General features: G+C 66.7%; 22 protein-coding genes and 1 tRNA gene. 20 read left to right on the forward strand and 3 right to left on the reverse strand.

Going from position 1 to position 22,748, the window contains the following annotated elements:
- Positions 1 to 16 precede the first annotated feature (16 nt).
- Together ACZ0AE_RS07305 and ACZ0AE_RS07310 are read left to right on the forward strand one after the other, a co-directional pair.
- Positions 17 to 631, forward strand: coding sequence for a YqaA family protein (locus ACZ0AE_RS07305; protein WP_038689145.1), 615 nt, complete (start codon positions 17 to 19; stop codon positions 629 to 631).
- On the forward strand, positions 628 to 1,410 hold the full coding sequence (locus tag ACZ0AE_RS07310; RefSeq protein WP_038689143.1) for a peptidoglycan DD-metalloendopeptidase family protein: 783 nt from the start codon (positions 628 to 630) through the stop codon (positions 1,408 to 1,410). Before ACZ0AE_RS07305 ends, ACZ0AE_RS07310 begins: the two co-directional genes overlap by 4 nt.
- Positions 1,411 to 1,797: 387 nt before the next feature.
- Here ACZ0AE_RS07310 and ACZ0AE_RS07315 read toward each other — a convergent pair whose 3' ends face one another.
- Together ACZ0AE_RS07315 and yhbY are read right to left on the reverse strand one after the other, a co-directional pair.
- Positions 1,798 to 2,172, reverse strand: coding sequence for an Mth938-like domain-containing protein (locus tag ACZ0AE_RS07315; RefSeq protein WP_463600721.1), 375 nt, complete (start codon positions 2,170 to 2,172; stop codon positions 1,798 to 1,800).
- Between the two features lie 13 nt (positions 2,173 to 2,185).
- Complete coding sequence (yhbY, locus tag ACZ0AE_RS07320; RefSeq protein ID WP_038689139.1) at positions 2,186 to 2,491, reverse strand: ribosome assembly RNA-binding protein YhbY; 306 nt, start codon at positions 2,489 to 2,491, stop codon at positions 2,186 to 2,188.
- A gap of 65 nt (positions 2,492 to 2,556) precedes the next feature.
- On the opposite strand from yhbY, the gene rlmE reads away from it, so the two are divergent.
- From rlmE to ACZ0AE_RS07405, 17 genes are all read left to right on the forward strand, one after another.
- On the forward strand, positions 2,557 to 3,189 hold the full coding sequence (gene rlmE / locus ACZ0AE_RS07325) for a 23S rRNA (uridine(2552)-2'-O)-methyltransferase RlmE (protein WP_038689137.1): 633 nt from the start codon (positions 2,557 to 2,559) through the stop codon (positions 3,187 to 3,189).
- A 53-nt stretch (positions 3,190 to 3,242) separates the two neighbouring features.
- Positions 3,243 to 5,189 carry an ATP-dependent zinc metalloprotease FtsH gene (gene ftsH, locus ACZ0AE_RS07330; RefSeq protein WP_038689135.1) on the forward strand — a complete coding sequence of 649 codons (1,947 nt, stop codon included), beginning with the start codon at positions 3,243 to 3,245 and terminating at the stop codon, positions 5,187 to 5,189.
- Between the two features lie 100 nt (positions 5,190 to 5,289).
- Positions 5,290 to 5,478: a hypothetical protein gene (locus ACZ0AE_RS07335; RefSeq protein WP_038689133.1), complete on the forward strand. Its 189-nt coding sequence runs from the start codon at positions 5,290 to 5,292 to the stop codon at positions 5,476 to 5,478.
- 24 nt (positions 5,479 to 5,502) lie between these two features.
- Positions 5,503 to 6,447 (forward strand): dihydropteroate synthase, encoded by a 945-nt coding sequence (gene folP, locus ACZ0AE_RS07340; RefSeq protein WP_463600722.1) that lies wholly within the window; start codon positions 5,503 to 5,505, stop codon positions 6,445 to 6,447.
- Positions 6,447 to 7,400 carry a tRNA (adenosine(37)-N6)-dimethylallyltransferase MiaA gene (gene miaA, locus ACZ0AE_RS07345; protein ID WP_463602070.1) on the forward strand — a complete coding sequence of 318 codons (954 nt, stop codon included), beginning with the start codon at positions 6,447 to 6,449 and terminating at the stop codon, positions 7,398 to 7,400. Before folP ends, miaA begins: the two co-directional genes overlap by 1 nt.
- A gap of 106 nt (positions 7,401 to 7,506) precedes the next feature.
- On the forward strand, positions 7,507 to 7,791 hold the full coding sequence (gene hfq, locus ACZ0AE_RS07350; protein ID WP_137190031.1) for an RNA chaperone Hfq: 285 nt from the start codon (positions 7,507 to 7,509) through the stop codon (positions 7,789 to 7,791).
- Positions 7,792 to 7,817: 26 nt separating this feature from the next.
- Positions 7,818 to 9,128: a ribosome rescue GTPase HflX gene (gene hflX, locus ACZ0AE_RS07355; RefSeq protein WP_038689128.1), complete on the forward strand. Its 1,311-nt coding sequence runs from the start codon at positions 7,818 to 7,820 to the stop codon at positions 9,126 to 9,128.
- Positions 9,129 to 9,425: 297 nt separating this feature from the next.
- Positions 9,426 to 9,920, forward strand: coding sequence for a CinA family protein (locus ACZ0AE_RS07360; protein ID WP_137189137.1), 495 nt, complete (start codon positions 9,426 to 9,428; stop codon positions 9,918 to 9,920).
- A 35-nt stretch (positions 9,921 to 9,955) separates the two neighbouring features.
- Positions 9,956 to 11,632 carry a 2-polyprenylphenol 6-hydroxylase gene (gene ubiB, locus ACZ0AE_RS07365; protein WP_038689124.1) on the forward strand — a complete coding sequence of 559 codons (1,677 nt, stop codon included), beginning with the start codon at positions 9,956 to 9,958 and terminating at the stop codon, positions 11,630 to 11,632.
- 746 nt (positions 11,633 to 12,378) lie between these two features.
- Positions 12,379 to 13,029, forward strand: a complete 651-nt coding sequence (gene lexA / locus ACZ0AE_RS07370) for a transcriptional repressor LexA (protein WP_128096926.1) — start codon at positions 12,379 to 12,381, stop codon at positions 13,027 to 13,029.
- 204 nt (positions 13,030 to 13,233) lie between these two features.
- The gene (gene recA, locus ACZ0AE_RS07375) at positions 13,234 to 14,274 is read left to right on the forward strand and encodes a recombinase RecA (protein ID WP_038689120.1); all 1,041 of its coding nucleotides are present in this window, start codon (positions 13,234 to 13,236) and stop codon (positions 14,272 to 14,274) included.
- Positions 14,275 to 14,389: 115 nt separating this feature from the next.
- Complete coding sequence (gene recX / locus ACZ0AE_RS07380; RefSeq protein WP_313424594.1) at positions 14,390 to 14,881, forward strand: recombination regulator RecX; 492 nt, start codon at positions 14,390 to 14,392, stop codon at positions 14,879 to 14,881.
- 105 nt (positions 14,882 to 14,986) lie between these two features.
- Positions 14,987 to 17,635, forward strand: coding sequence for an alanine--tRNA ligase (gene alaS / locus ACZ0AE_RS07385; protein ID WP_463600723.1), 2,649 nt, complete (start codon positions 14,987 to 14,989; stop codon positions 17,633 to 17,635).
- Positions 17,636 to 17,776: 141 nt separating this feature from the next.
- Complete coding sequence (gene csrA / locus ACZ0AE_RS07390; RefSeq protein WP_019183311.1) at positions 17,777 to 17,980, forward strand: carbon storage regulator CsrA; 204 nt, start codon at positions 17,777 to 17,779, stop codon at positions 17,978 to 17,980.
- 81 nt (positions 17,981 to 18,061) lie between these two features.
- Positions 18,062 to 18,154 (forward strand) — tRNA-Ser (locus tag ACZ0AE_RS07395).
- A 200-nt stretch (positions 18,155 to 18,354) separates the two neighbouring features.
- Positions 18,355 to 19,359, forward strand: a complete 1,005-nt coding sequence (locus tag ACZ0AE_RS07400; protein ID WP_463602071.1) for a sensor histidine kinase — start codon at positions 18,355 to 18,357, stop codon at positions 19,357 to 19,359.
- The gene (locus ACZ0AE_RS07405) at positions 19,356 to 19,733 is read left to right on the forward strand and encodes a response regulator (RefSeq protein WP_038689114.1); all 378 of its coding nucleotides are present in this window, start codon (positions 19,356 to 19,358) and stop codon (positions 19,731 to 19,733) included. The genes ACZ0AE_RS07400 and ACZ0AE_RS07405 overlap by 4 nt, the downstream gene beginning before the upstream one ends.
- A 72-nt stretch (positions 19,734 to 19,805) precedes the next feature.
- Here ACZ0AE_RS07405 and ACZ0AE_RS07410 read toward each other — a convergent pair whose 3' ends face one another.
- The gene (locus tag ACZ0AE_RS07410; protein ID WP_038689112.1) at positions 19,806 to 20,177 is read right to left on the reverse strand and encodes a hypothetical protein; all 372 of its coding nucleotides are present in this window, start codon (positions 20,175 to 20,177) and stop codon (positions 19,806 to 19,808) included.
- Positions 20,178 to 20,508: 331 nt separating this feature from the next.
- Here ACZ0AE_RS07410 and ACZ0AE_RS07415 point away from each other — a divergent pair, with 331 nt between their 5' ends.
- Positions 20,509 to 22,656, forward strand: coding sequence for a TonB-dependent siderophore receptor (locus tag ACZ0AE_RS07415; RefSeq protein WP_463602072.1), 2,148 nt, complete (start codon positions 20,509 to 20,511; stop codon positions 22,654 to 22,656).
- Positions 22,657 to 22,748: the final 92 nt, after the last annotated feature.

Here is a 22,748-nt window from a genome sequence, read left to right on the forward strand (position 1 = left end):
CCAGGAGCGTTACGTCATGAAGATCTTTGGTCCGCTGTACGAGCGGGCGATGAAGTGGGCCGCGCACGAGCGCGCCCCGACCTATCTCACCGTGCTCAGCTTCATCGAGGCCATCATTTTCCCGGTGATGCCCGAGGTGATGCTGGCACCGATGTGCGTGGCCCAGCCCAAGCGCGGCTGGTGGTTTGCCACCCTGAGCCTGTCCGGCTCGATGGCCGGTGCACTGGTCGGCTACGCGTTGGGGCATTACGCCTTTGAAGTGCTCAAGCCGGTGTTCGCCGCGCTGGGCATGTTGACCAGCATTGAGAGCGGCATCGCGGTGGTGCAGGCCAAGATGGCCGAGTCGCCGTGGGCGGTGTTCACCTTCCTGGTGCTGGGTGGCTTCATGCCGATCCCGATGAAGGTCTTCACATGGGCATCGGGTATCGTCGGCGTGCCGTTGCCGCAGTACTTCCTGAGCATGTTGATCGGCCGGGGCAAGCGCGTGTTCGTGCTGGCCGCGGTGATCCGTATTGGTGGACCGCGCGCGGAAGCTGCGCTGCGGCGTTGGATTGAACCGCTGGGCTGGATCGCGACCGTGCTGGTCGTGGCGCTGGTCGCCTGGCTTGTCTGGAGGTCGAAGTTCGCATGAGTGCTGATCGGTTGAACAAGGGAATGCGCGCCACGGCGCTGCTGCTGGCGGTGGCCACGCTGGGCGCGTGCGGTACCGCGACGGTGGTGAAGCCGGCTGGCGGCCGGGGCGGCACCGTGCACACCACGCCGCAGGCGTCGGTGGCCAAGCCGGGCCAGACCGCGGTGATCCGCAAGGGCGACACCCTGTATGCGCTGGCGCGCATCCACAACATCACCCCGCGCGATTTGGCCGCCTGGAACGGGCTGTCCGAGCCGTACACCATCTACCCGGGGCAGACCCTCAAGCTGTATCCGGGTGGCGGCGCACCGGGTCGGGCGCCGACCACGGTGGTGACCGCGCCGCGTCCCGGCACGACCACGCCGGTAGCCACGCCGACGCCGTCGCCGACCACCGCCATCAAGAGCAACATCAGCTGGCGCTGGCCGGCCGATGGGGCATTGGTGGGCAGGTTCGTGGGGGCCGACGTCACCAAGCAGGGCGTGGACATCGCCGGCAGCAGCGGCCAGCCGGTCCGCGCCACGGCGCAGGGCGTGGTGGTGTATTCCGGCGCCGGCCTGGTCGGCTTCGGTGAACTGATCATCATCAAGCACAGCGACCAGTGGCTGTCGGCCTATGGCCACAACCGCAAGCGCCTGGTCAACGAGGGCCAGAGCGTGAAGGCGGGTGAGCAGATTGCCGAGATGGGCCGTACCGGCACCACCCGCGACATGCTCCACTTCGAGATCCGTTACAACGGCAAGCCGGTCGACCCGCTGCTGTACCTGCCGCCGCGGTAATCGGGGCAGCCGACCAACGGTCGGCTCTACCGGGTATTCCGTGCAGCCGACCGGCGGTCGGGTCTGCCGGGTGTTCCGTGTAGCCGACCAACGGTCGGCTCTACCGGGCATTCCGCGTAGCCGACCAACGGTCGGCTCTACCGGGTATTCCGTGCAGCCGGCCAACGGTCGGTTCTGCCGGGTATTCCGTGCAGCCGACCAACGGGTCGGCTCTACCGGGTATTCCGCGACCGGGTAGAGCGACGCCATGCGTCGCTGCGGGGTCGGAACATGCAGGCCCTTCCGCACCCGCGTACCCACCCATGGGGTGGCTCAACGTACGGGCCGGGGCCATAGGCACAAAAAAGGCCGCTCGCGGCGGCCTTTCCTGAACGAAAATCGCCGGTTTCAGCCGGTCAGGATGAACGCCGCCGCCACCTTGCGACCTTCGCCGGCCAGGATGTTGAAGGTCCGGGCCGCTGCCGGGTTGTTCATCACTTCCAGGCCGATGCCACGGGTCAGGCAGGCGGCCATCACGGCGGCCGGCGGGAACACCTGGGTTTCGCCCGTGCCCAGGACCACCAGCGCCGGATTCAGCGCCAGCACCGGCTGCAGGTGCTCGGGGGTCAGTTCGGCGATATTGACCACCGGCCACGCCTCGATCAGCGTCTCCGGGGTCAGCACGAAGCTGCTGGCCAGGGTGCGGTCATTCACCTTCGCGGTGCGGCCATCGGCGGCACGCAGGGCGTAGGCGTAATCGGGCAGTTCATGACTCAGTTGCATCGTGGGGTCCGGATCAGCCGCGCGGCAGCACGATCTGGCGCATTTCCTTGCTCGGGCGGTACAGCACGGCCACATGGCCGATGCGCTGCACCAGCGCGGCGCCAGAGGCGGTGGTCAGTTCGGCGATCATGGCGTCACGGGCATCGCGGTCTTCGGCGGCCACCTTCACCTTGATCAGTTCGTGGCGTTCCAGAACTTCCTCCAGTTCGGCCAGGAAGGCCGGCGTGACCCCCTTGCCGCCGATCTGCAGCAGGGCTTTCAGATCATGGGCATGGCCGCGGAGGAAGCGGGTCTGGGCAGAGGTCAGGGCAATAGACATTCAGGAACAAGCGGTTAACTGGGGCGATCAGGGTATCATGACCACCCGTTCCGGCCCTATTACCAATGGTATCGCGCAGCAAGAGCAGTCAACGCTGGTTGAAAGAACACTTTTCCGACCCCTTCGTGAAGAAGGCGCAGGCAGAGGGCATGCGCTCGCGCGCCGCTTACAAGCTGGAGGAGCTGCTCGCGCGTGACCGGTTGCTGAAGCCGCACATGGTGGTAGTCGACCTGGGCGCGGCCCCCGGCGGCTGGTCCCAGCAGGTGCGCCGGCAGATCGGCGACACCGGCCGGGTTCTGGCCCTGGACATCCTGGAGATGCCGCCGCTGGCCGGCGTGGAGTTCCTTCACGGAGACTTCAGGGAGCAAACCGTCCTATCGGAGTTTGAAGCGATGCTGGGGGATCAGCCGGTAGACCTTGTTCTGTCGGATATGGCCCCCAATAAAAGTGGCATGGACGCGGTCGACCAGCCGCGGATGATGCACCTGGCGGAGTTGGCGTTGGAATTTGCCGACAACCATCTCAAGCCGGGTGGTGCGTTCCTGATCAAGCTGTTCCAGGGCGTGGGCTTTGACGACTACGTGCGCGAGATGCGCCGCCGGTACGACAAGGTCGCCATCCGCAAGCCGGAAGCGTCCCGCAAGCGCTCTCCCGAGGTGTATGCCTTGGGGCAGGGCAAACGCGCGCAGATCAAGTAAGCTCAACCATACGAATCGCGTCAGGAATTAGAGGAACACCGGAGCCAATGAGGATGAACGACTTGACCAAGAACCTCCTGCTATGGGTGGTCGTCGCCGTGGTGCTGATGGTGGTCTTCCAGAGCTTCTCGCCCAAGAGCAGCGGCGCGGGAGCCCAGGGCGCGACCTATTCGCAGTTCCTGGACCAGGTGGACAGCGGCAACGTACAGAAGGTCACCTTTGCCGGTGACGTGCGCGGCGGCACCAGCCAGCTTTCCTACACCACCCGTGGCGGCCAGTCGGCCACCATCACCGCGCCCTACGATCGTGACCTGATCAACGTGCTGCGCGGCAAGAACGTGGAAATCGTCCAGGAAGAGCCGTCCAGCGGCATCTCGCTGGGCGCCATCCTGATGAACTTCCTCCCGGTGATTTTGATCATCGGCTTCTGGTTGTTCATCATGCGGCAGATGCAGGGCGGCGGTGGCGGCTCCAAGGGCGCCATGTCCTTCGGCAAGTCGCGCGCCAAGCTGCAGGGCGAGGACCAGATCAAGGTCACCTTCGCCGACGTCGCCGGCTGCGACGAAGCCAAGGAAGAAGTCGGCGAACTGGTCGACTTCCTGCGCGACCCGACCAAGTTCACCAAGCTGGGCGGCAAGATCCCGCGCGGCGTGCTGATGGTCGGTCCGCCCGGTACCGGCAAGACCCTGCTGGCCCGCGCCATCGCCGGCGAGGCCAAGGTCCCGTTCTTCTCGATCTCCGGTTCGGATTTCGTGGAAATGTTCGTCGGCGTCGGCGCCAGCCGCGTCCGCGACATGTTCGAGCAGGCCAAGAAGCAGGCGCCGTGCATCATCTTCATCGATGAAATCGACGCCGTTGGTCGCCACCGTGGTGCCGGCCTGGGCGGCGGTCATGACGAACGCGAGCAGACCCTGAACCAGCTGCTGGTCGAGATGGACGGCTTCGAGGGAGGCGAGGGCGTGATCGTCATCGCCGCCACCAACCGTCCCGACGTGCTGGATCCGGCGCTGCTGCGTCCGGGTCGCTTCGACCGCCAGGTCGTGGTGGGCCTGGCCGACGTGCGCGGCCGCGAGCAGATCCTCAAGGTGCACATGCGCAAGCTGCCGCTGGCCGACGACGTCGAGCCGATGGTGATCGCGCGCGGTACCCCCGGCTTCTCCGGTGCGGACCTGGCCAACCTGTGCAACGAGGCGGCGCTGTTCGCCGCGCGTGGTGGCGAGAAGGAAGTCCGCATGGACCACTTCGACCGTGCCCGCGACAAGATCCTGATGGGTGCCGAGCGCCGTTCAATGGCGATGAGCGAAGAAGAAAAGACGCTCACCGCCTACCACGAAGCCGGCCATGCCATCGTCGGCCGCCTGGTGCCCGAGCATGATCCGGTCTACAAGGTCACCATCATCCCGCGCGGTCGCGCGCTGGGCGTGACCATGTACCTGCCGGAAGGCGACAAGTACTCGATGAACCGCGTGGCGATCGAATCGCAGCTGTGCTCGCTGTACGGCGGTCGTGTGGCCGAAGAGCTGATCTTCGGTACCGACAAGGTCACCACCGGTGCGTCCAACGACATCGAGCGCGCCACCAAGATGGCCCGCAACATGGTCACCAAGTGGGGCCTGTCCGACGAGCTGGGTCCGATCGCCTACGGCGAGGAAGACGATGAAGTGTTCCTGGGCCGTTCGGTGACCCAGCACAAGAGCGTCTCCGACGACACCGCGCGCCGCATCGATGAAGTGGTGCGCAGCATCCTGGACAAGGCCTACGCCCGGACCACCGAGCTGCTGACCGCCAACCTCGACAAGCTGCACACCATGTCGCAGCTGCTGCTGCAGTACGAGACGATCGACGTGCCGCAGATCGATGCGGTCATGGAAGGTCGCGATCCGCCGCCGCCGATGGGCTGGGAAAAGTCCAACAAAGACGGTGGCAACGGCAGCAACAACGACAAGGGCGGCGACGCCCGTCCGGTGCCGCCGATCGCCGGTCCTGCCGAGCAGCTGTAAGCAGGCAGTGATGTGAATGACGAAGGCCGGGGCAACCCGGCCTTCGTCGTTTCCGCGCCATAATGGCGCCCTCGTTTTCGTCGTCCGTTCCGGAGCTGCCATGTCCATCCCGCCCCCGACCCCGGTGTCGCACACCGCCGAAATGGTGATCGCCACGGTGGTGGGCGTGGGCATCGGCCTGTTCCGCGACAACTTCCTGCTGGGCGCGGGCATCGGTATCGCGTTGGGCATCCTGCTGAGCATTGCCAAGACGCTGTACGTGGATCGCAAGCGCCGCCAGCAACGCTGAGCGAGGCGTCCCGGGCTGGTGGCGATGGGCCGGCGTAAACTACGCGCTGGCGTATTCCGTGGACCTGCCCATGTTCGACATTTCCCCCAGCTCGATTGCGGCGGCCGCGTGCTGCGACTGGACCGCCCGCGCGTGATGGGCATCGTCAACGTCACCCCGGATTCGTTCTCCGACGGCGGCGCCCACGACACCGTGGAGGCGGCGGTCGCGCATGGCCTGCAGTTGGTGGCCGAGGGTGCCGACCTGCTGGACATCGGGGGCGAATCCACCCGTCCCGGCAGTGCGCCGGTGCCGGTGGAAGAAGAGCTGCGCCGGGTGATCCCGGTGATCGAGCGGTTGGCAGCGGAAACCGCTGTGCCGATCAGCATCGACACCTTCAAGCCGGCGGTGATGCGTGCCGCCGTGGCCGCTGGCGCCGGCATGATCAACGACATCCATGCCTTGCGTCAGCCCGGTGCGCTGGACGCGGCCGCCGACCTCGGCGTGCCCGTGGTGCTGATGCACATGCAGGGCGAGCCGGGCAGCATGCAGGACACCCCGCACTACCACGACGTGGTGGCCGAGGTGCATCGCTTCCTGACCGAGCGCATGTTCCAGGCCGAGATGGCCGGTGTGGCCAAGAAGCACCTGGTCATCGACCTGGGCTTCGGCTTCGGCAAGACCACCGAACACAACATGACCTTGCTGGCACGCTCGGCGCGGTTCCTCGATCTCGGCGTGCCGATGCTGGCGGGCCTGTCGCGCAAGCGCAGCATCGGCGAGCTGACCGGCCGCGAGCAGCCGCGCGACCGCGTGGCCGGCTCGGTGGCCGCGCACCTGATTGCCGCCCAGCGCGGTGCGATGCTGCTGCGCGTGCACGACGTGGCTGCCACGGTCGACGCACTCAAGGTATGGGCGGCGGTGGACGCGGTGCCGATGCCGCGCGTGGACGCCGCCCCGGCGATGCCGCGCTGGCCGGACGACGCCTGATGGGCGCAGACCAGCGTCCGCTGGCGATCGCGGTGATGGGCCCGACGGCGTCGGGCAAGACCGCCACCGCGATCGCACTGGCCCAACAGCTGGGCGGCGAGATTGTCAGCGTCGATTCGGCGCTGGTCTACCGCGGCCTGGAGATCGGGTCGGCCAAGCCGGATGCGGCCGAGCGCGCGCAGGCCCCGCACCACCTGCTGGACCTGCGCGATCCATGGCAGACCTATTCAGCGGCCGAGTTCGCCGCCGATGCCGCGCGCGCCGTCGCCGACATCGTCGCCCGTGGCCGCATGCCGGTCCTGGCCGGCGGCACCGGGCTGTATTTCCGTGCGCTGCTGCAGGGGCTGTCGCCGATGCCACCGGCCGATCCCGACACCCGCGCGCGGATTGCCGAACAGGCGGCCGCCGAGGGCTGGGCGGCGCTGCACGCCGAACTGGCCGGCATCGACCCGGTGGCCGCGGCGCGCATTCACGCGACCGATCCCCAGCGCATCCAGCGTGCGCTGGAGGTGTACCGGCTGAGCGGCACCCCGATCAGCGAATGGCAGAAGCTGCCCGGCGTGGATCGCCTGCCGGTGCGTACCCTCAAACTGGTGCTGGCCCCGCGCGAGCGCAGCGTCCTGCATCAGCGCATCGAGACCCGCTTCGACGCCATGCTGGCCCACGGCTTCCTGGACGAGGTCCGCGCCCTGCGCGCCCTGCCGGAGATGACCCGGGTGGCGGCGCCGCTGGACCTGCCGGCCATCCGCGCGGTCGGTTATCGCCAGGCCTGGGAATTCCTGGACGGGCAGGGCAGTGCCAGCCAGTTCCGCGACCGGGGCATCCAGGCCACCCGCCAGCTGGCCAAGCGCCAGCTGACCTGGCTGCGCGGCGAGCTTGATGTGCGCTGGTTCGACCCCCATCTGGATAAGGCTTCCCTGGCAGACGCGGTGTCGACCTTCGTCGCACGCTGACTCCACGCCTTCTCCCCTCCGGCCCGTGTACCATCAAGGATTCCGGTGGGCGGCGGGGGGCGTGGAACTGCCGGAAGACCATAAAAACAATAATCAGGAGTTGGCAATGTCCAAGGGGCAATCGCTGCAGGACCCGTTTCTCAATGCACTTCGGCGCGAGCGCGTGCCGGTTTCGGTGTATCTGGTCAACGGCATCAAGCTGCAGGGAACGATTGAATCGTTCGATCAGTTCGTGGTGCTGCTGCGTAATACGGTGAGCCAGATGGTGTACAAGCACGCCATTTCGACCGTGGTACCGGCACGCAACGTGCGGGTCGGCCCGGGCGGCGGCTATGTGCAGTCCAATGAAGGTGGCGCCGAAGGCGTCCAAGGTGAAGACGACGTTGAGTAATACGTTCGGTATTTTCGGAGAACTGCGTGTTTGACCGTTCCAAGCGAGGCGAACACGCACTCCTGATCCAGCCGCATTCCGGCCGGCTCGAAGACGATGTGCTTGAAGAGTTCACCGATCTGGCCCGCTCGGCAGGGGCCAGCATCGCGGCGACCGTGACCGCGCGCATCGATCGGCCCAATCCGTCGATCCTGATCGGCACCGGCAAGCTGGACGAGGTGAAAGCCGTGGCCGATGCCACCGGCGCCGACCTGATCCTGGTCAACCATGCGCTGTCGCCGGGGCAGGAACGCAACCTCGAACGCTTCCTGGAACGGCGCGTGATCGACCGTTCCGGGTTGATTCTGGACATATTCGCCCAGCGTGCGCGCAGCCACGAAGGCAAGCTGCAGGTCGAGCTGGCGCAGTTGCGCCACATGTCCACCCGGCTGATCCGCGGCTGGACCCATCTGGAGCGTCAGCGCGGCGGTTCCATCGGCCTGCGCGGCCCGGGTGAAACCCAGCTGGAAACCGACCGCCGCCTGCTCCAGAAGCGGGTCGAGCAGCTGCAGAAGAAGCTGGAAAAAGTGGAAGTGCAGCGCACCCAGATGCGCCGCGCGCGCGTGCGCAGCGAGTTGCCGCGCGTGGCCCTGGTGGGCTACACCAATGCGGGCAAGTCGACGCTGTTCAATGCGCTGACCGGTGCCGAGGCATATGCCGCCGACAAGCTGTTTGCCACCCTCGACCCGACCGTGCGCCGCATCATCGTGCCCGGTGGCAGTGTCGTGCTGGCCGACACCGTCGGCTTCGTGCGCGACCTGCCGCATGAACTGGTGGCTGCGTTCCGCTCGACCCTGAGCGAAGCGCGCGAAGCGGATTTCCTGCTGCACATCGTCGATGCGGCCGATCCGCACCGCGAGGAGCGCATCGCCCAGGTCGACGAAGTACTGGCCGACGTCGGTGCAGGGGATCTGCCGCAGCTGCTGGTCTTCAACAAGATCGACCGCATCGACGGTGCCGACGTGCGTCACGACGCGCAGGACGGCATCCCCGATGAGGCGCGCCGTGAGCGGGTCTGGATTTCCGCGCGCGACGGGCTTGGCCTGCCGCTGCTGCAGTCCGTACTGGGCAAGCGGCTGGGCCTGCAGCATGTCACCGGCGAACTGCGGCTGCCGCCCAGTGCCGGCCGGCTGCGCTCGCGCCTGCACCAGCTGGAAGTGGTGCGCAGCGAACAGGCCGACGAAGACGGCTGGCTGCTGGATGTCGACCTGCCCATCGCCGAGGCCGAGAAACTGGCGGCGGGCGAGGGCGGCGAACCGATCCGCGCCCTGCTGCCGGAAAAGCTGCCGGAGTGGTAGCCCCGGCCGGCGCCCACGCCCGTAGCGCCGGGCTCTGCCCGGCTGTTCGCGATCCGTAGAGCCGGGCTCTGCCCGGCAGTTCGCGATTCGTAGCGCCGGGCTCTGCCCGGCAGTTCGCGATTCGTAGCGCCGGGCTCTGCCCGGCTTTTCGACACCTTCAAGCCGGGCAGAGCCCGGCTCTACATGCATCCGCCGTCCGTCGGCACCGGTCGCGACACTGCGCCGCACGCCCCGCACACGACACCGCCGTCGATATCGGCTAAAACGGGGGCATTCGTCCCCCGTTCCAGGATCCCCATGCACGTCCCCACCGATGCCGAACTCGGCGTCCTCGCCCGTGATGTCGGCCAGCGCCTGCAGCAGGCTGCCCTGCAACTGGTCAGCGCCGAAAGCTGCAGCGGCGGCTGGATCGCCAAGGCGATGACCGACGTGGCCGGCTCGTCGGCGTTCTTCGATTGCGGCATGGTGGTCTACAGCTACGAGGCCAAGCAGCGGCTGCTCGGCGTGCGCGCACACACCCTGGAACAGTTCGGCGCGGTCAGCCGTGAAACGGTGCTGGAAATGGTCTCCGGCGCGTTGATCAATTCCGGCGCCGGCATGGCCGTGGCCGTGACCGGCATTGCCGGCCCCGGCGGCGGCAGCCCGGACAAACCGGTGGGCAGCGTCTGGATCGGCTGGAAGCAACGCGGCGGTTACGCCCGGGCGCAGCTGTTCCAGTTCGATGGCGACCGCGATGCCATCCGCCGCCAGACCGTGCAGCAGGCACTGACGGGAATTTTCGCCCCGGTGTGACATCCTGAGCGCGTGCGTCGACAGGAGCTGTACCGATGTGGGAAACGCTGGGCACCGTGCGCGACCTGGGGCGATTGCAGGAAATCGCCTCGGTCCTGATCCGCTATGGCTTTGGCGACCTGGTGCGCCGGATCGGCTTGGCCGACGTGCTGGAACGCGCCGGGCGCCTGCTGCACTGGAACGACACGGAGATGCTGCGCATGACCGCCCCGGTGCGGGTGCGTCGCGCAATGGAGGACCTGGGCCCCACCTTCGTCAAGCTCGGGCAGGTGCTGGCCACCCGCGTGGATCTGTTCCCGCCCGACTGGATCGCCGAATTCTCCGAACTGCAGAACGCCGTGCCCGCGCTGCCCTACGCGCAGGTGCGCGAGCAGCTGGAAGCCGACCTGGGCGCGCCAGCCACCGAGGTATTCGCGTGGCTGGATGAAACCCCGATGGCGGCCGCCTCGCTGGCCCAGGCCCATCGCGCAACCCTGCACGATGGCACCGCGGTCGTGCTGAAGATCCGCCGGCCCGGCATCCGCGAAGTGATCGAGGCCGACCTGCGCCTGCTGGCCCGGCTGGCCGAGATCGTCGAAGCGCGCCTGCCGGACCTGCAGCGCTACCGCCCGGCCGAAGTGGTGCAGCAGTTCCAGGTGTCGCTGCGTCGCGAGCTGGATTTCGCTGCCGAATGCCGCAACGCCGAGCGCATCGCCCGCAACTTCCAGGGGCGCCAGGACATCCTGATACCCAACGTGCACTGGCAGTGGACCTGCGAAAGCCTGAACGTGCAGGACTTCGTGGATGGCATTCCCGGGCGCGACCTGGTCGGCGTCGACGCGGCCGGCCTGGACCGCGTGCAGCTGGCGCGTCGTGGCGCCCACATCGTGCTCAAGATGGTGCTGGAGGACGGGTGTTTCCATGCCGACCCGCACCCGGGCAACATCATTTACCTGCGCGACGGGCGGATCGGCGTGATCGATTTCGGCATGGTCGGCGCCATTTCCGAGCAGCGTCGCTTCCAGGTCGCGCAGCTGCTGCACGGGCTGGTCAGCCAGGAGCCCGAAGCGGTCTCGGACGTGCTGCTGGACTGGGCCGGTGGCGTGGATGTGGACGAATCGCGGCTGCAGCAGGACATCAGCACCTTCGTCGACCAGTACCGTGGCGTGCCGCTCAAGGACCTGCACATGGGCCTGATGCTGGGCAACATCACCACGCTGCTGCGCCAGTACTCGCTGACCCTGCCGGCCGATCTGGCGCTGATGATCAAGACCTTCCTGACCCTGGAGGGCATGGGCCGCCAGCTCGACCCGCAGTTCGACATGGCCAGTGCGGCGCGGCCCTACCTGGAACGGGTGATGTGGCAGCGCTACGCCCCCGGCGCGGTGCTCAAACGCGGCAAGCGCAGCCTGGTCGGGGTGATGGACCTGCTCGGCGACCTGCCGCGCGACGTCCGCCGCCTGCTGCAGATGGCGCGCCGCGGGCGCCTGCAGCTGAAAGTAGAAACCACCGCGCTGCAAGGCTTCGGCGACCAGGTCAACCGCGCCGCCAACCGGCTGGTGATGGGCATCGTGACCGCCGCGCTGATCATCGGCTCCTCCATCGTCATGCACAGCGTAGGCGGCGTCTCCAGCCGCTGGCTGCTGGCGCTGGGCGTGGCCGGCTTCATCGGCGCGGGTTTCTGTGGCGTGTGGATACTGTTTTCGATCTGGCGCAGCGGCAAGAACCCGTAGGGTTCTTGCCGCTGGGATCCGAAGGATCCCGCAATCTGCCGCCAACGCGGCAGATTGCACGTAGAGCCGACCGTTGGTCGGCTGCTCTACCTGGCCGCCCTCATGACCCTCCAGCTACGTCGCCGCCCTTCCTTCGCCGACCATGAACGCCTGATCGCGGCCACCGACCAACGGTCGGCGGCTACCGGCCCAGCCAACACAGATCTGGTTCGCCCACACGCGCTTGCCGAAGGATCAGACACCGCCCGGTAGAGCCACCCCATGGGTGGCTGCTCTCCGTTTCGGCGTCATGAATCCCTGACCCATGGGATTGCACACGCCAAACCCCGGAAACACAGTCGAAGCCGACAAAGATCCGCGCCGCCATGCATGGCCGCGCGTTCGCGCGGTCACCGACCAACGGTCGGTGGCTACCGGTCCAGCCAACACAGATCAGGTTCGTCCACACGCGCTTGCCGCACATCAGACCCCGCCCGGTAGAGCCACCCCATGGGTGGCTGCTCTCCGTTTCGGGCGTCATGAACCTCTGATCCTTGGGATTGCACACCCTAAACCCCGGAAACCGAGCCGAAGCCGACAAGAAACCTCGCCGCCATGCATGGCCGCGCGTTCGCGCGGTCACCGACCAACGGTCGGTGGCTACGAACTGCTGAGGGCTTCGGTGAGGGTGGGATGGTCCTGCCTCTGCTTGCTCTTCTTCTGTGGGCACTTGCGTGCCCACATCGTTAGTAGTAATACTACTAACCATGGACCTGACCGATACCCAGCAGGCGATCCTGCAGTTGATCGCCGAGCGTATAGAGACCGATGGCGCACCGCCGTCGCAGACGGAAATCGCCCGCGCGTTCGGCTTCAAGGGCGTGCGCGCGGCCCAGTACCACCTGGAAGCGCTGGAGCAGGCCGGGGCGATCCGTCGCATTCCCGGGCAGGCCCGCGGCATCCGGCTGGTGCAGGCGCCGCCGCTGCAGGACGGCCTGCCGGCCTCGCTGTCGGTGCCCGCATTGCCCGACCACGTGCTGCGCCTGCCGGTGCTGGGCCGGGTCGCTGCCGGTCTGCCGATCGGCGCGGACATCGGGTCCGACGATTTCGTGGTGCTCGACCGGGTGTTCTTCTCGCCTGCGCCGGATTACCTGCTCAAGGTGCAGGGCGATTCGATGATCGACGAAGGCATCTTCGACGGCGACCTGATCGGCGTGCACCGCACCCGCGACGCCCGCTCGGGCCAGATCGTGGTGGCGCGCATCGATGACGAGATCACCGTCAAGCTGCTCAAGATGGGCAAGGACCGCATCCGGCTGCTGCCCCGCAACCCCGATTACAAGCCGATCGAAGTGCTGCCCGACCAGGACTTCGCGATCGAAGGCCTCTATTGCGGCCTGCTGCGGCCGAACCGCTGACCCCTCTACTACGTAAAACCTGCACGGTCTTTTGTGGCGATTCTCTGGTTCCGCTGAGGTTGGTACGGATGTCCGATAATTTTTTTCCGAACGCCGGGCAGAATCTCAGCCTGTGCGATACGCCAGCCTTAAAGTGAACCCATGGCCAAGAAGACTTCCAAAGACAGCACCTCCACCGACACGACCTCTGCAAGGACCACTCCGATGGACGAAAACAAAAAGCGCGCCCTCACCGCCGCGCTGAGCCAGATCGAAAAGCAGTTCGGCAAGGGCGCCGTGATGCGCATGGGCGACCGCGTCGTCGAAGCGGTCGAGGTCATCCCCACCGGTTCGCTGATGCTGGATATCGCACTCGGCATTGGTGGCCTGCCCAAGGGGCGTGTCGTTGAAATCTACGGTCCGGAATCCTCGGGCAAGACCACCCTGACCCTGCAGGCCATTGCCGAATGCCAGAAGAAGGGCGGCACCGCTGCCTTCATCGACGCCGAGCATGCACTGGACCCGATCTACGCCGCCAAGCTGGGCGTGAACGTGGACGACCTGCTGCTGTCGCAGCCCGATACCGGTGAGCAGGCGCTGGAAATCGCCGACATGCTGGTGCGGTCCAGCTCGGTGGACATCGTGGTGGTCGACTCGGTCGCCGCGCTGACCCCCAAGGCCGAAATCGAAGGCGAAATGGGCGACCAGCTGCCGGGCCTGCAGGCCCGTCTGATGAGCCAGGCGCTGCGCAAGCTCACCGGCAACATCAAGCGCTCCAATACCCTGGTGGTGTTCATCAACCAGCTGCGCCACAAGATCGGCGTGATGATGCCGGGCCAGAGCCCGGAAGTGACCACCGGCGGCAACGCCTTGAAGTTCTACGCCTCGGTCCGCCTGGACATCCGCCGCATCGGCGCGATCAAGAAGGGTGACGAGATCATCGGCAACCAGACCAAGATCAAGGTCGTCAAGAACAAGCTGGCACCTCCCTTCAAGCAGGTCATCACCGAGATCCTGTACGGCGAAGGCATCAGCCGCGAAGGCGAGCTGATCGACATGGGTGTGGAAGCCAAGCTGGTCGAGAAGGCCGGCGCCTGGTACAGCTACGGCGATGAGCGCATCGGCCAGGGCAAGGACAATGCCCGCGGTTACCTGCGCGACAACCCGCAGATCGCCCAGCGCCTGGAAGCCGAGCTGCGCGAGAAGTTCCAGCCGGAAGAGGCCGCCCGTGAAGGCGGGGACGACGTGGAAGACGACGTCGAGTGAGTTTCCTGCGGGGCAGGGCAGCGCCGTCAGTGACGCTCGCCCTGCACCGCGGTTTCCGTATTCCCCCGACGGGGGGAGCGCCAAGGACGGCGCATTTGATTGAGTAAAGGTGGCCATGCAGGATTCCGACAGCCCGGCACCCCGCCGTAAACGCCGTGTCAGTGAACAGACCCCGGTCCAACGGGCGCTGGGGCTGCTGGTGCGTCGGGAGCACTCGCGCAAGGAACTGACCCGCAAGCTGCAGGCCCGGGGCATCGAGACCGAGGCCGCCGTGGCGGCGGTCGACAAGCTGAGCGAGGCGGGCTGGCAGGACGACACCCGGTTCGCCGAGAACCTGGTCCGGATCCGGGCCAACACCGGCTACGGTCCGATCCATATCCGTGCCGAACTGGGCACGCATGGGCTGGACAGCGAACAGATCGCGCTGGCCATGGACACCTTCGAGGGCGATTGGGCCGAAAATGCCCGGGATCTGGTCTGCCGTCGTTTCGGCGAGGCCGGCCCCCAGGAGCTGCCGCAACGCCGTAAAGCGGCCGATCTGCTGGCCCGGCGCGGGTTCGACGGCGACACCATTCGGCGTGCCACCCGCTACGACCCTGACGACTGAGCGGCCCGGGCCTGATACCCTTTGTGGTTTCGGCGGTCCAGCAGCGACACCCGGCCATTGGGGCTGAGTGCCATGGACCGGCCGGCCCGCATAAAGCCAGCCCCCATGAACGCATCCGTCACATTCACTACCTCCCAGATCCGCAGCGATTTCCTTGAGTTCTTCAAGGGAAAGGGCCACACCATCGTGCCGTCGGCGCCTCTGGTGCCGGGCAATGATCCGACCCTGCTGTTCACCAACTCCGGCATGGTGCAGTTCAAGGACGTGTTCCTTGGCGCGGAAAAGCGCAGCTACGTGCGCGCCGCGGACGTCCAGCGCTGCCTGCGCGCCGGCGGCAAGCACAACGACCTGGACCAGGTCGGCTACACCGCGCGTCACCACACCTTCTTCGAAATGCTGGGCAACTGGTCCTTCGGCGACTACTTCAAGAAGGACGCCATCGCCTGGGCATGGGAGCTGCTGACCCAGGTCTGGAAGCTGCCGGCCGAGCGCCTGCTGGTCACGGTCTACCAGACCGATGACGAGGCCTATGCGCTGTGGCGCGACATGATCGGCATCCCGGAAGCGCGCATCGTGCGCATCGGCGACAACAAGGGTGCGCCGTTCGCGTCGGACAACTTCTGGCAGATGGCCGAAACCGGCCCGTGCGGCCCGTGCACCGAGATCTTCTATGACCACGGCGACCACATCGCCGGCGGCCCCCCGGGCTCGCCGGACGAAGACGGCGACCGCTTCATCGAAATCTGGAACCTGGTGTTCATGCAGTTCGATCGCCAGCCCGACGGCACCCTGGTGCCGCTGCCGGCGCCCTGCGTGGACACCGGCATGGGTCTGGAGCGCCTGGCCGCGATCCTGCAGCACGTGCACACCAACTATGAAATCGACCTGTTCCAGGCGCTGATCCGCAAGGCCAGCGAACTGACCGGCATGGCCGACCTGGAGAACAAGTCGCTGCGTGTCATCGCCGACCATATCCGGGCCTGTTCGTTCCTGATCGTCGATGGCGTGCTGCCGTCCAACGAAGGCCGCGGCTACGTGCTGCGCCGGATCATTCGTCGCGCGCTGCGCCACGGCTGGATGCTGGGCGTGCGCCAGCCGTTCTTCAGCAAGCTGGTGCCGACCCTGGTCGAGCAGATGGGCGTGGCCTATCCGGAACTGCCGGCCCAGGCCGACACCGTGGTGCGCGCGCTGCAGGCCGAGGAAGAGCGTTTCGCTGAAACTCTCGACGCGGGCATGAAGATCTTCGACGACGTGGCGGCCAAGGTCAGTGACGGCGTGATCCCGGGCGTGGATGCCTTCCGCCTGTACGACACCTACGGCTTCCCGGTCGACCTGACCGCCGACATCGCCCGCGAGCGCGACATGACGGTGGACATGGACGGCTTCAACGCCGCGATGGACAACCAGCGCGAAACCGCGCGCGCCGCCGGCAAGTTCGGCGGCGGCGTGACCCTGTCCGCCGACCTGGTGGCCACGCTCACGCCAACCGTGTTCCTGGGCTACGACCGCCTGCAGGCCGACGGCTTGACCGTGCTCGCCATGCTCAAGGACGGTCGCCCGGTGGACGCGGCGCAGGCCGGTGACGAGGTGATCGTGATCACCGACCAGACCCCGTTCTACGCCGAATCCGGCGGCCAGGTCGGCGACACCGGTGAACTCGCCGGTGCAGGCGGCCAGGTACAGGTCAGCGACACCCAGAAGTTCGCCGGCCAGTTCCATGGCCACGTCGGCACGATCACCCAGGGCAGCCTGAAGGTCGGCGATGTGCTGCGTGGCCAGGTCGATGGCGAGCGCCGTGGCGCCACCATCCTCAACCACTCCGCCACCCACCTGCTGCACGCCGCCCTGCGCGAAGTGCTGGGCACCCATGTGCAGCAGAAGGGCTCGCTGGTGGCGCCGGACCGCCTGCGCTTCGACTTCGCGCACTTCGCCCCGATCAGCGCCGAGGACCTGGCGGTCGTCGAGCGCAAGGTCAACGCGCAGGTGCGCGCCAACAACGCCGTCGAAGTGCACAACATGGCCATGCAGGAAGCGCTGGACTTCGGCGCGATGGCGCTGTTCGGCGAGAAGTATGGCGAGAACGTGCGCGTGCTGAAGATGGGCGATTACTCCACCGAACTGTGCGGCGGCACCCACGTGGGCCGCACCGGTGACATCGGCCTGTTCAAGATCACCTCCGAAGGCGGTGTGTCCTCGGGTGTGCGCCGCATTGAAGCGGTGACCGGGCAGGGCGCGCTGGATTACGTGGCCCACGAAGAGGCCGTGCTCGGCGAAGCGGCGTCGCTGCTCGGCGGCAACGCCGGCGACGTGGTCGACAAGATCCGCCAGCTCGGTGAGCGCCAGAAGAAGCTGGAACGCGAACTGGACGCATTGAAGGCCAAGCAGGCTGCGGGCGCCACCGCCGATCTCGGCGCGTTGGCGGTCGAGGTCAACGGCATCAAGATCCTGGCCGCGCGCCTGGAAGGCTTCGATGCCAAGGCGCTTCGTGACGCAATCGACCGCCTCAAGCAGCAGCTGGGCGACTCGGTGATCGTGCTGGCCGGCACCCAGGACGGCAAGGCAGCCCTGGTCGCCGGCGTGAACGGCAGTGCAATGGGCAAGGTCAAGGCCGGGGAACTGTTGTCCCATATCGCCAGTCAGACCGGGGGCAAGGGCGGCGGCCGCCCGGATCTCGCCCAGGGTGGTGGCGAGGACGGGCCCGCCCTTGCTTCTGCCCTTGCGGCCGTTGTCGACTGGGTCACCCCACGTATCTGAACACCTGAAGCTTCCTGCTCCTTGAAGGGGCGGGAGGCCTGACGGTACTATGGCTAATCCTTTCCCTTTGTCGTGTGGCGTTCCTTGGCTGGGCGCCGAGCCGGTGGGGAAGATCCACCGGTTCCCTGGAGACTTGCAAAAATGTTGATCCTGACTCGCCGCGTAGGCGAAACCCTGATGATCGGTGACTCGGTCAGCGTGACCGTGCTCGGCGTCAAGGGCAACCAGGTGCGTATCGGTATCACTGCTCCGAAGGACGTGGCCGTGCACCGCGAAGAGATTTACCAGCGTATCCAGCGCGGCGATGAGCCGAATGCATCCGGAAGTGAAAATTCTTCGGATTAAGGCTTTACCTTCGGGCGCGGAAAACGTTATTATTCGCGCCCCCGCTGAGATGATTCAACGCAGCGGCGGAACCAGAACACTGGAGCGGTGCCCGAGTGGCTGAAGGGGCTCCCCTGCTAAGGGAGTATAGGGCTTAAAACTCTATCGAGGGTTCGAATCCCTCCCGCTCCGCCAGATGTGAGAAAAGCCCTTGAGCGCAAGCTCAGGGGCTTTTTTTTGCTTCTTTTTTACCCGTCTGCAGGGAAGGGCTGCTTCAAGGAAAAGCGCCTTCCTTTGGTGGCTGATGCAGCCATGAACGCCCGCCTGCTGCGCTGACCCGTCTTTCACAGGCGTACACCTATGGTTCTCATCCAACTGTGGATGGCCCCTCTGTGCTGCACGAACACGAACACGACACCGCGAAGTGGCGCATCTACGAGGCCCTCCTGCAGGCCACGCCGGATCTGTCGTATGTCTTCGATCTGCAGCACCGCTTCATCTATGCCAACAAGGCGTTGCTGGACATGTGGGGCATGCGCTGGGAGGAGGCGGCGGGCAAGACCTGCCTGGAACTGGGCTACGCGCCCTGGCATGCCGCCATGCATGACGACGAGATCGAGCAGGTGATCGCCACGAGGCGACCCGTACGTGGCGAGGTGCCGTTCCCGCATACCACCGAAGGCACCCGCGTGTACGACTACATCTTTACGCCAGTGTTCGGGCCGGACGGGCAGGTGGAAGCCATTGCCGGCAGTACCCGCGACATCACCGAACGTACCCGCCACGCCGAGCACCTGCAGTTGCTGGTCAACGAATTGAATCACCGGGTCAAGAACACGCTGGCCACGGTGCAGTCGATCGCGCGGCAGACCTTCGCCAATGCCGACGGCATCGACGACGCCTGCGGCAAGATCGAAGAGCGCCTGCTCGCCCTGGCCAGCGCGCACGATGTGCTGACCCGCGAGAACTGGCACAGCGCAGACGTGGCCGAGCTGGCCCGTGGGCTGGCCGCACAGGGCCGGTTTGATGCACGGCAGTTCGACGTGCAGGGCGAATCGTGCCGGCTCGATCCGCGCCGTGCGATGGCACTGGCCATGGCACTGCATGAGCTGTGTGCCAACGCGGCCCGGCACGGTGCGTTGTCCACGCCGGACGGGTCGGTGCAGATTGCCTGGCAGCGCAACCGCCGTGGCGATGGCGAGGAGCTGGAGCTGGTGTGGCGCGAGCGCGGTGGCCCGCAGGTACAGCCGCCGGCGCAGCGCGGCTTTGGATCGCGGCTACTTGAACGCGGGCTCAAACATGACATGGGGGGGAACGTGGACCTGGCCTTTGACCCGGAGGGCGTCACCTTCCGCGTATCGATCCCCCTGCCTGACGATGCACACGAGGTTGAACGATGAAGGCGCGCGTACTGGTGGTCGAAGACGAATCGCTGGTGGCGATGATGGTCGAAGACTGTCTGATTGAACTTGGTTATGAAGTGGCGGCGGTGGCCCCCAATGTCGATGCGGCACTGGCGGCGCTGCAGGGGGGCGGCATCGACTGCGCCATGCTTGACGTGAACCTCGGCGGCACGCCGTCGTTCCCGATTGCCGAAGCGCTGGAAGCGCGCGGCATCCCGTACATGTTCGTCACCGGCTACGACGGCACCGCCATCCCGCCGAACTTCCGGGCGCGACATGGCCTGCAGAAGCCGTTCCGGATGCGCGAACTGCAACAGGCCATGGCCGGGCTGCAGGATGCCCCGGCGGTGCCGGGCGACCTGATCGCCTAGCGCGGGCGTCGCCCAGCGGCCGGATCGGTCCGGCCCGCCGTGGCAGGGCAGGGCGGCAGCGCCGCCCGGTGATCAGGCCGCGCGTGCCTGTGCCAGCGCCAACCGCACCACGCCTTCAAAACGTTCCAGTTCGCCGCTGTCGGTGCCGGCGCGCTGGTACTGCGTCGGGTCGTCGAGCACATCCAGGACCACGGCGGTACCGCTGCCATCGTCGGCCATGACAATCACACTTTCGTAGATGCAGCCGCTGGTCAGCGCGCGCCAGCACCGCAGGGTGGTGCCGTCCAGCCACACCGCCCAGCGATCGTCGCTGGCGCGGGGCCACAGGCCGTCGCGCAGCTGCGCCAGTTCCTCGGCGGAAAAGCCGTGGCCGCAACGGATCGGCCAGCGGGTGCCGGTCAAGGGCGGAAGGCCGCCGCGCTGGGCGGGGGAGAAATCGATCATGTGCGTGCCTCGTGGGCCGTTGTGAGTGCATGCGCTGCGGTGACGCATGCCGGCACACAGTCTACCGGTGAGTTAGTAGTTTTGCTAATTTCGCGCCCGCCTACGGGCCCGGCGCCTGCGGTTGCCAAGGCAGGCTGCGTCATCGCGGACCGCGACAGCCCGCGGCTGCGGGAGTAGAATCGCGCCGCACTGAAGGCGTTGCAGCCTTCAAACCCCCTTTCCCTCCAGCCGCCGCCAGAGGACTTCCTTCCTTGCTGGAGGCGTTGCCGTGTCCGTTGCTTCGTTCCGTGTTGTCCCCACCCGCGTCGGTCGCGCTGCGTCGTCGCCGTCGTTGTCCCCGTTGAGCCTGGCACTGGCCAGCGCCCTTGGCCTTGCCGTGTTTGCCACGGCCGCACAGGCCGACGACGCGCCGGCACCGCCCAAGGACGACGCGGCGCAGACCCTGCAGACCGTGCAGGTCACCGCCAACCAGCTGGGTACCGTCACCGAGGGCAGCGATTCGTACACGCCCGGCACCATCGCCACCGCCACCCGGCTGGTACTGAGCCCGCGGCAGACGCCGCAGTCGATCAGCGTGATCACCCGGCAGGAGATGAATGATTTCGCGCTCAATGGCATCGACGATGTCATGAAGGTCACCCCGGGCATCAGCATCGTCACCTACGACAGCGAGCGCACCGAGTACTACGCGCGCGGCTTTGCGGTGCAGAACTTCCAGTACGACGGCATTCCGATGGCGCGCGATTCGGCGTACTCGGCCGGCAACACGCTCAGCGACATGGCCATCTACGACCGCGTGGAAGTGCTCAAGGGCGCCACCGGCTTGCTCACCGGCATGGGCGACCCGGGCGCGACCATCAACCTGGTGCGCAAGAAGCCGACCCGCGAACTGGCCGGCAGCGCCACGCTGGGCGTGGGCTCGTGGGACAGCTACCGCGCCGAGGTGGACGTGGGCGGGCCGCTGACCGAAAGCGGGCGCGTGCGGGGCCGCGTGGTCGGGGCCTACCAGGACAAGCACTCCAACGTGGACCACTACCAGCGCAGCAACCAGGTGTTCTACGGCATCCTGGAAGCCGATCTCGACGACAGCACGCTGCTCACCGTCGGCGCCGACTATCAGGACAGCGATCCGCGCGGTTCCAGCTGGGGCGGCATTCCGCTGCTGGACAGCACCGGCAGCTTCAACGACATGCCGCGGTCGTTCAACAACGGGGCGCGTTGGAGCCGCTGGGGCCAGTACAGCCGCACCGCCTTCGCCACGCTCGAGCACACCTTCGGCAATGACTGGGTGGCCAAGCTGCAGCTCAACCACCAGGTCAACGGTTACGACGCCTCGCTCGGCGCGGCCGCCGGTGGCAACCCGGACCCGGTGACGGGGGCGGGCGTGAGCATGTGGCTGGGCCAGTACATCGGCAAGACCACCAGCAACGCCGCCGACCTGTATGTCAGCGGCAAGTTCGACTGGTTCGGTCGCCAGCACGAACTGGTGGTGGGCGGCAGTGTGTCGCGCAAGCGCTGGGTCAACAACGGTTACTCGCCGCAGCCTGGTTACATCAGCAGCGTGGCCGACTATTACAGCTGGACCGGTGACGTGCCCGAGCCGGACTGGCAGTGGGGCTACGGCGACAACCAGGTGACCCGCGAGAGCGGTGCGTACGTGGTGGCCCGCTTCGACCTGGCCGATCCGCTCAAGCTGATCGTCGGCAGCCGCATCGCCAACTACACATCGCCGGACACCGACGAAAGCGGCGTGATCGTGCCGTACGCCGGCGTGGTCTACGACCTCAACCGCAACTTCTCGGTCTTCGCCAGCTATAGCACCATCTTCAAGCCGCAGGGCAACCAGGACGAGCAGGGCAAGACGCTCGACCCGATGGAAGGGCGCAGCTACGAGGCGGGCCTGAAGGCGGAGTTCCTGGAGGGCCGCTTCAACGCCAGTGCGGCGGTGTTCCAGCTCGACCAGGACAACTACGCCGAACCCACCGGGGGCCGCACCCCCAGTGGTGGCATCGCCTATCGCGGGCTGATGGGCGTGCGCACCAAGGGCTACGAGCTGGAGATGTCCGGCCAGGTGGCGCCGGGCTGGCAGGTCCAGGGCGGCTACGCGCACAAGATCGCGCGGCAGCAGTCGACCAAGGTCTCCACGCTGGAACCGGAAGACCAGTTCAGCCTGCACACCAGCTACCGCCTGCAGGGCGGCGCGCTGCAGGGCTGGAGCGTGGGCGGCGGTGCGCGCTGGCAGGGCAGCACCTTCGGCACCATCACCAACCCGGCCAACGGTGCCAGCCTGGTCCACCGCACCGAGCCGTACTGGCTGCTGGACGCGATGGCGCGGTATGAGTTCAACGAGCAGCTGTCGGCGACGCTCAACGTCAACAACCTGCTGGACAAGCACTACTACACGATCTTCAGCTGGTACAGCACCTACACCTGGGGCGAACCGCGCAATGTGCGGCTGACGCTGAACTACAAGTTCTGATGCTGCGCGGCACCCCGGCCAGTGCGCCGGGGTGCTGCAGGCGGTCCAGGCCGCCGTTGCCGTTACGTTGACGCCGTCCACGCATGGCGTGC

It is taken from the genome of Stenotrophomonas sp. AC248 (assembly GCF_979258185.1).

Excerpts from the sequence above, each read along its gene's own strand:
- ACZ0AE_RS07305 (WP_038689145.1), top strand. The coding sequence starts at position 17 with ATGAAGATCTTTGGTCCGCTGTACGAGCGGGCGATGAAGTGGGCCGCG.
- ACZ0AE_RS07310 (WP_038689143.1), top strand. The coding sequence starts at position 628 with ATGAGTGCTGATCGGTTGAACAAGGGAATGCGCGCCACGGCGCTGCTG.
- ACZ0AE_RS07315 (WP_463600721.1), bottom strand. The coding sequence starts at position 2,172 with ATGCAACTGAGTCATGAACTGCCCGATTACGCCTACGCCCTGCGTGCC.
- yhbY (WP_038689139.1), bottom strand. The coding sequence starts at position 2,491 with ATGTCTATTGCCCTGACCTCTGCCCAGACCCGCTTCCTCCGCGGCCAT.
- rlmE (WP_038689137.1), top strand. The coding sequence starts at position 2,557 with ATGGTATCGCGCAGCAAGAGCAGTCAACGCTGGTTGAAAGAACACTTT.
- ftsH (WP_038689135.1), top strand. The coding sequence starts at position 3,243 with ATGAACGACTTGACCAAGAACCTCCTGCTATGGGTGGTCGTCGCCGTG.
- ACZ0AE_RS07335 (WP_038689133.1), top strand. The coding sequence starts at position 5,290 with ATGTCCATCCCGCCCCCGACCCCGGTGTCGCACACCGCCGAAATGGTG.
- folP (WP_463600722.1), top strand. The coding sequence starts at position 5,503 with ATGGGCCGGCGTAAACTACGCGCTGGCGTATTCCGTGGACCTGCCCAT.
- miaA (WP_463602070.1), top strand. The coding sequence starts at position 6,447 with ATGGGCGCAGACCAGCGTCCGCTGGCGATCGCGGTGATGGGCCCGACG.
- hfq (WP_137190031.1), top strand. The coding sequence starts at position 7,507 with ATGTCCAAGGGGCAATCGCTGCAGGACCCGTTTCTCAATGCACTTCGG.
- ACZ0AE_RS07360 (WP_137189137.1), top strand. The coding sequence starts at position 9,426 with ATGCACGTCCCCACCGATGCCGAACTCGGCGTCCTCGCCCGTGATGTC.
- ubiB (WP_038689124.1), top strand. The coding sequence starts at position 9,956 with ATGTGGGAAACGCTGGGCACCGTGCGCGACCTGGGGCGATTGCAGGAA.
- lexA (WP_128096926.1), top strand. The coding sequence starts at position 12,379 with ATGGACCTGACCGATACCCAGCAGGCGATCCTGCAGTTGATCGCCGAG.
- recA (WP_038689120.1), top strand. The coding sequence starts at position 13,234 with ATGGACGAAAACAAAAAGCGCGCCCTCACCGCCGCGCTGAGCCAGATC.
- recX (WP_313424594.1), top strand. The coding sequence starts at position 14,390 with ATGCAGGATTCCGACAGCCCGGCACCCCGCCGTAAACGCCGTGTCAGT.
- alaS (WP_463600723.1), top strand. The coding sequence starts at position 14,987 with ATGAACGCATCCGTCACATTCACTACCTCCCAGATCCGCAGCGATTTC.
- csrA (WP_019183311.1), top strand. The coding sequence starts at position 17,777 with ATGTTGATCCTGACTCGCCGCGTAGGCGAAACCCTGATGATCGGTGAC.
- ACZ0AE_RS07405 (WP_038689114.1), top strand. The coding sequence starts at position 19,356 with ATGAAGGCGCGCGTACTGGTGGTCGAAGACGAATCGCTGGTGGCGATG.
- ACZ0AE_RS07410 (WP_038689112.1), bottom strand. The coding sequence starts at position 20,177 with ATGATCGATTTCTCCCCCGCCCAGCGCGGCGGCCTTCCGCCCTTGACC.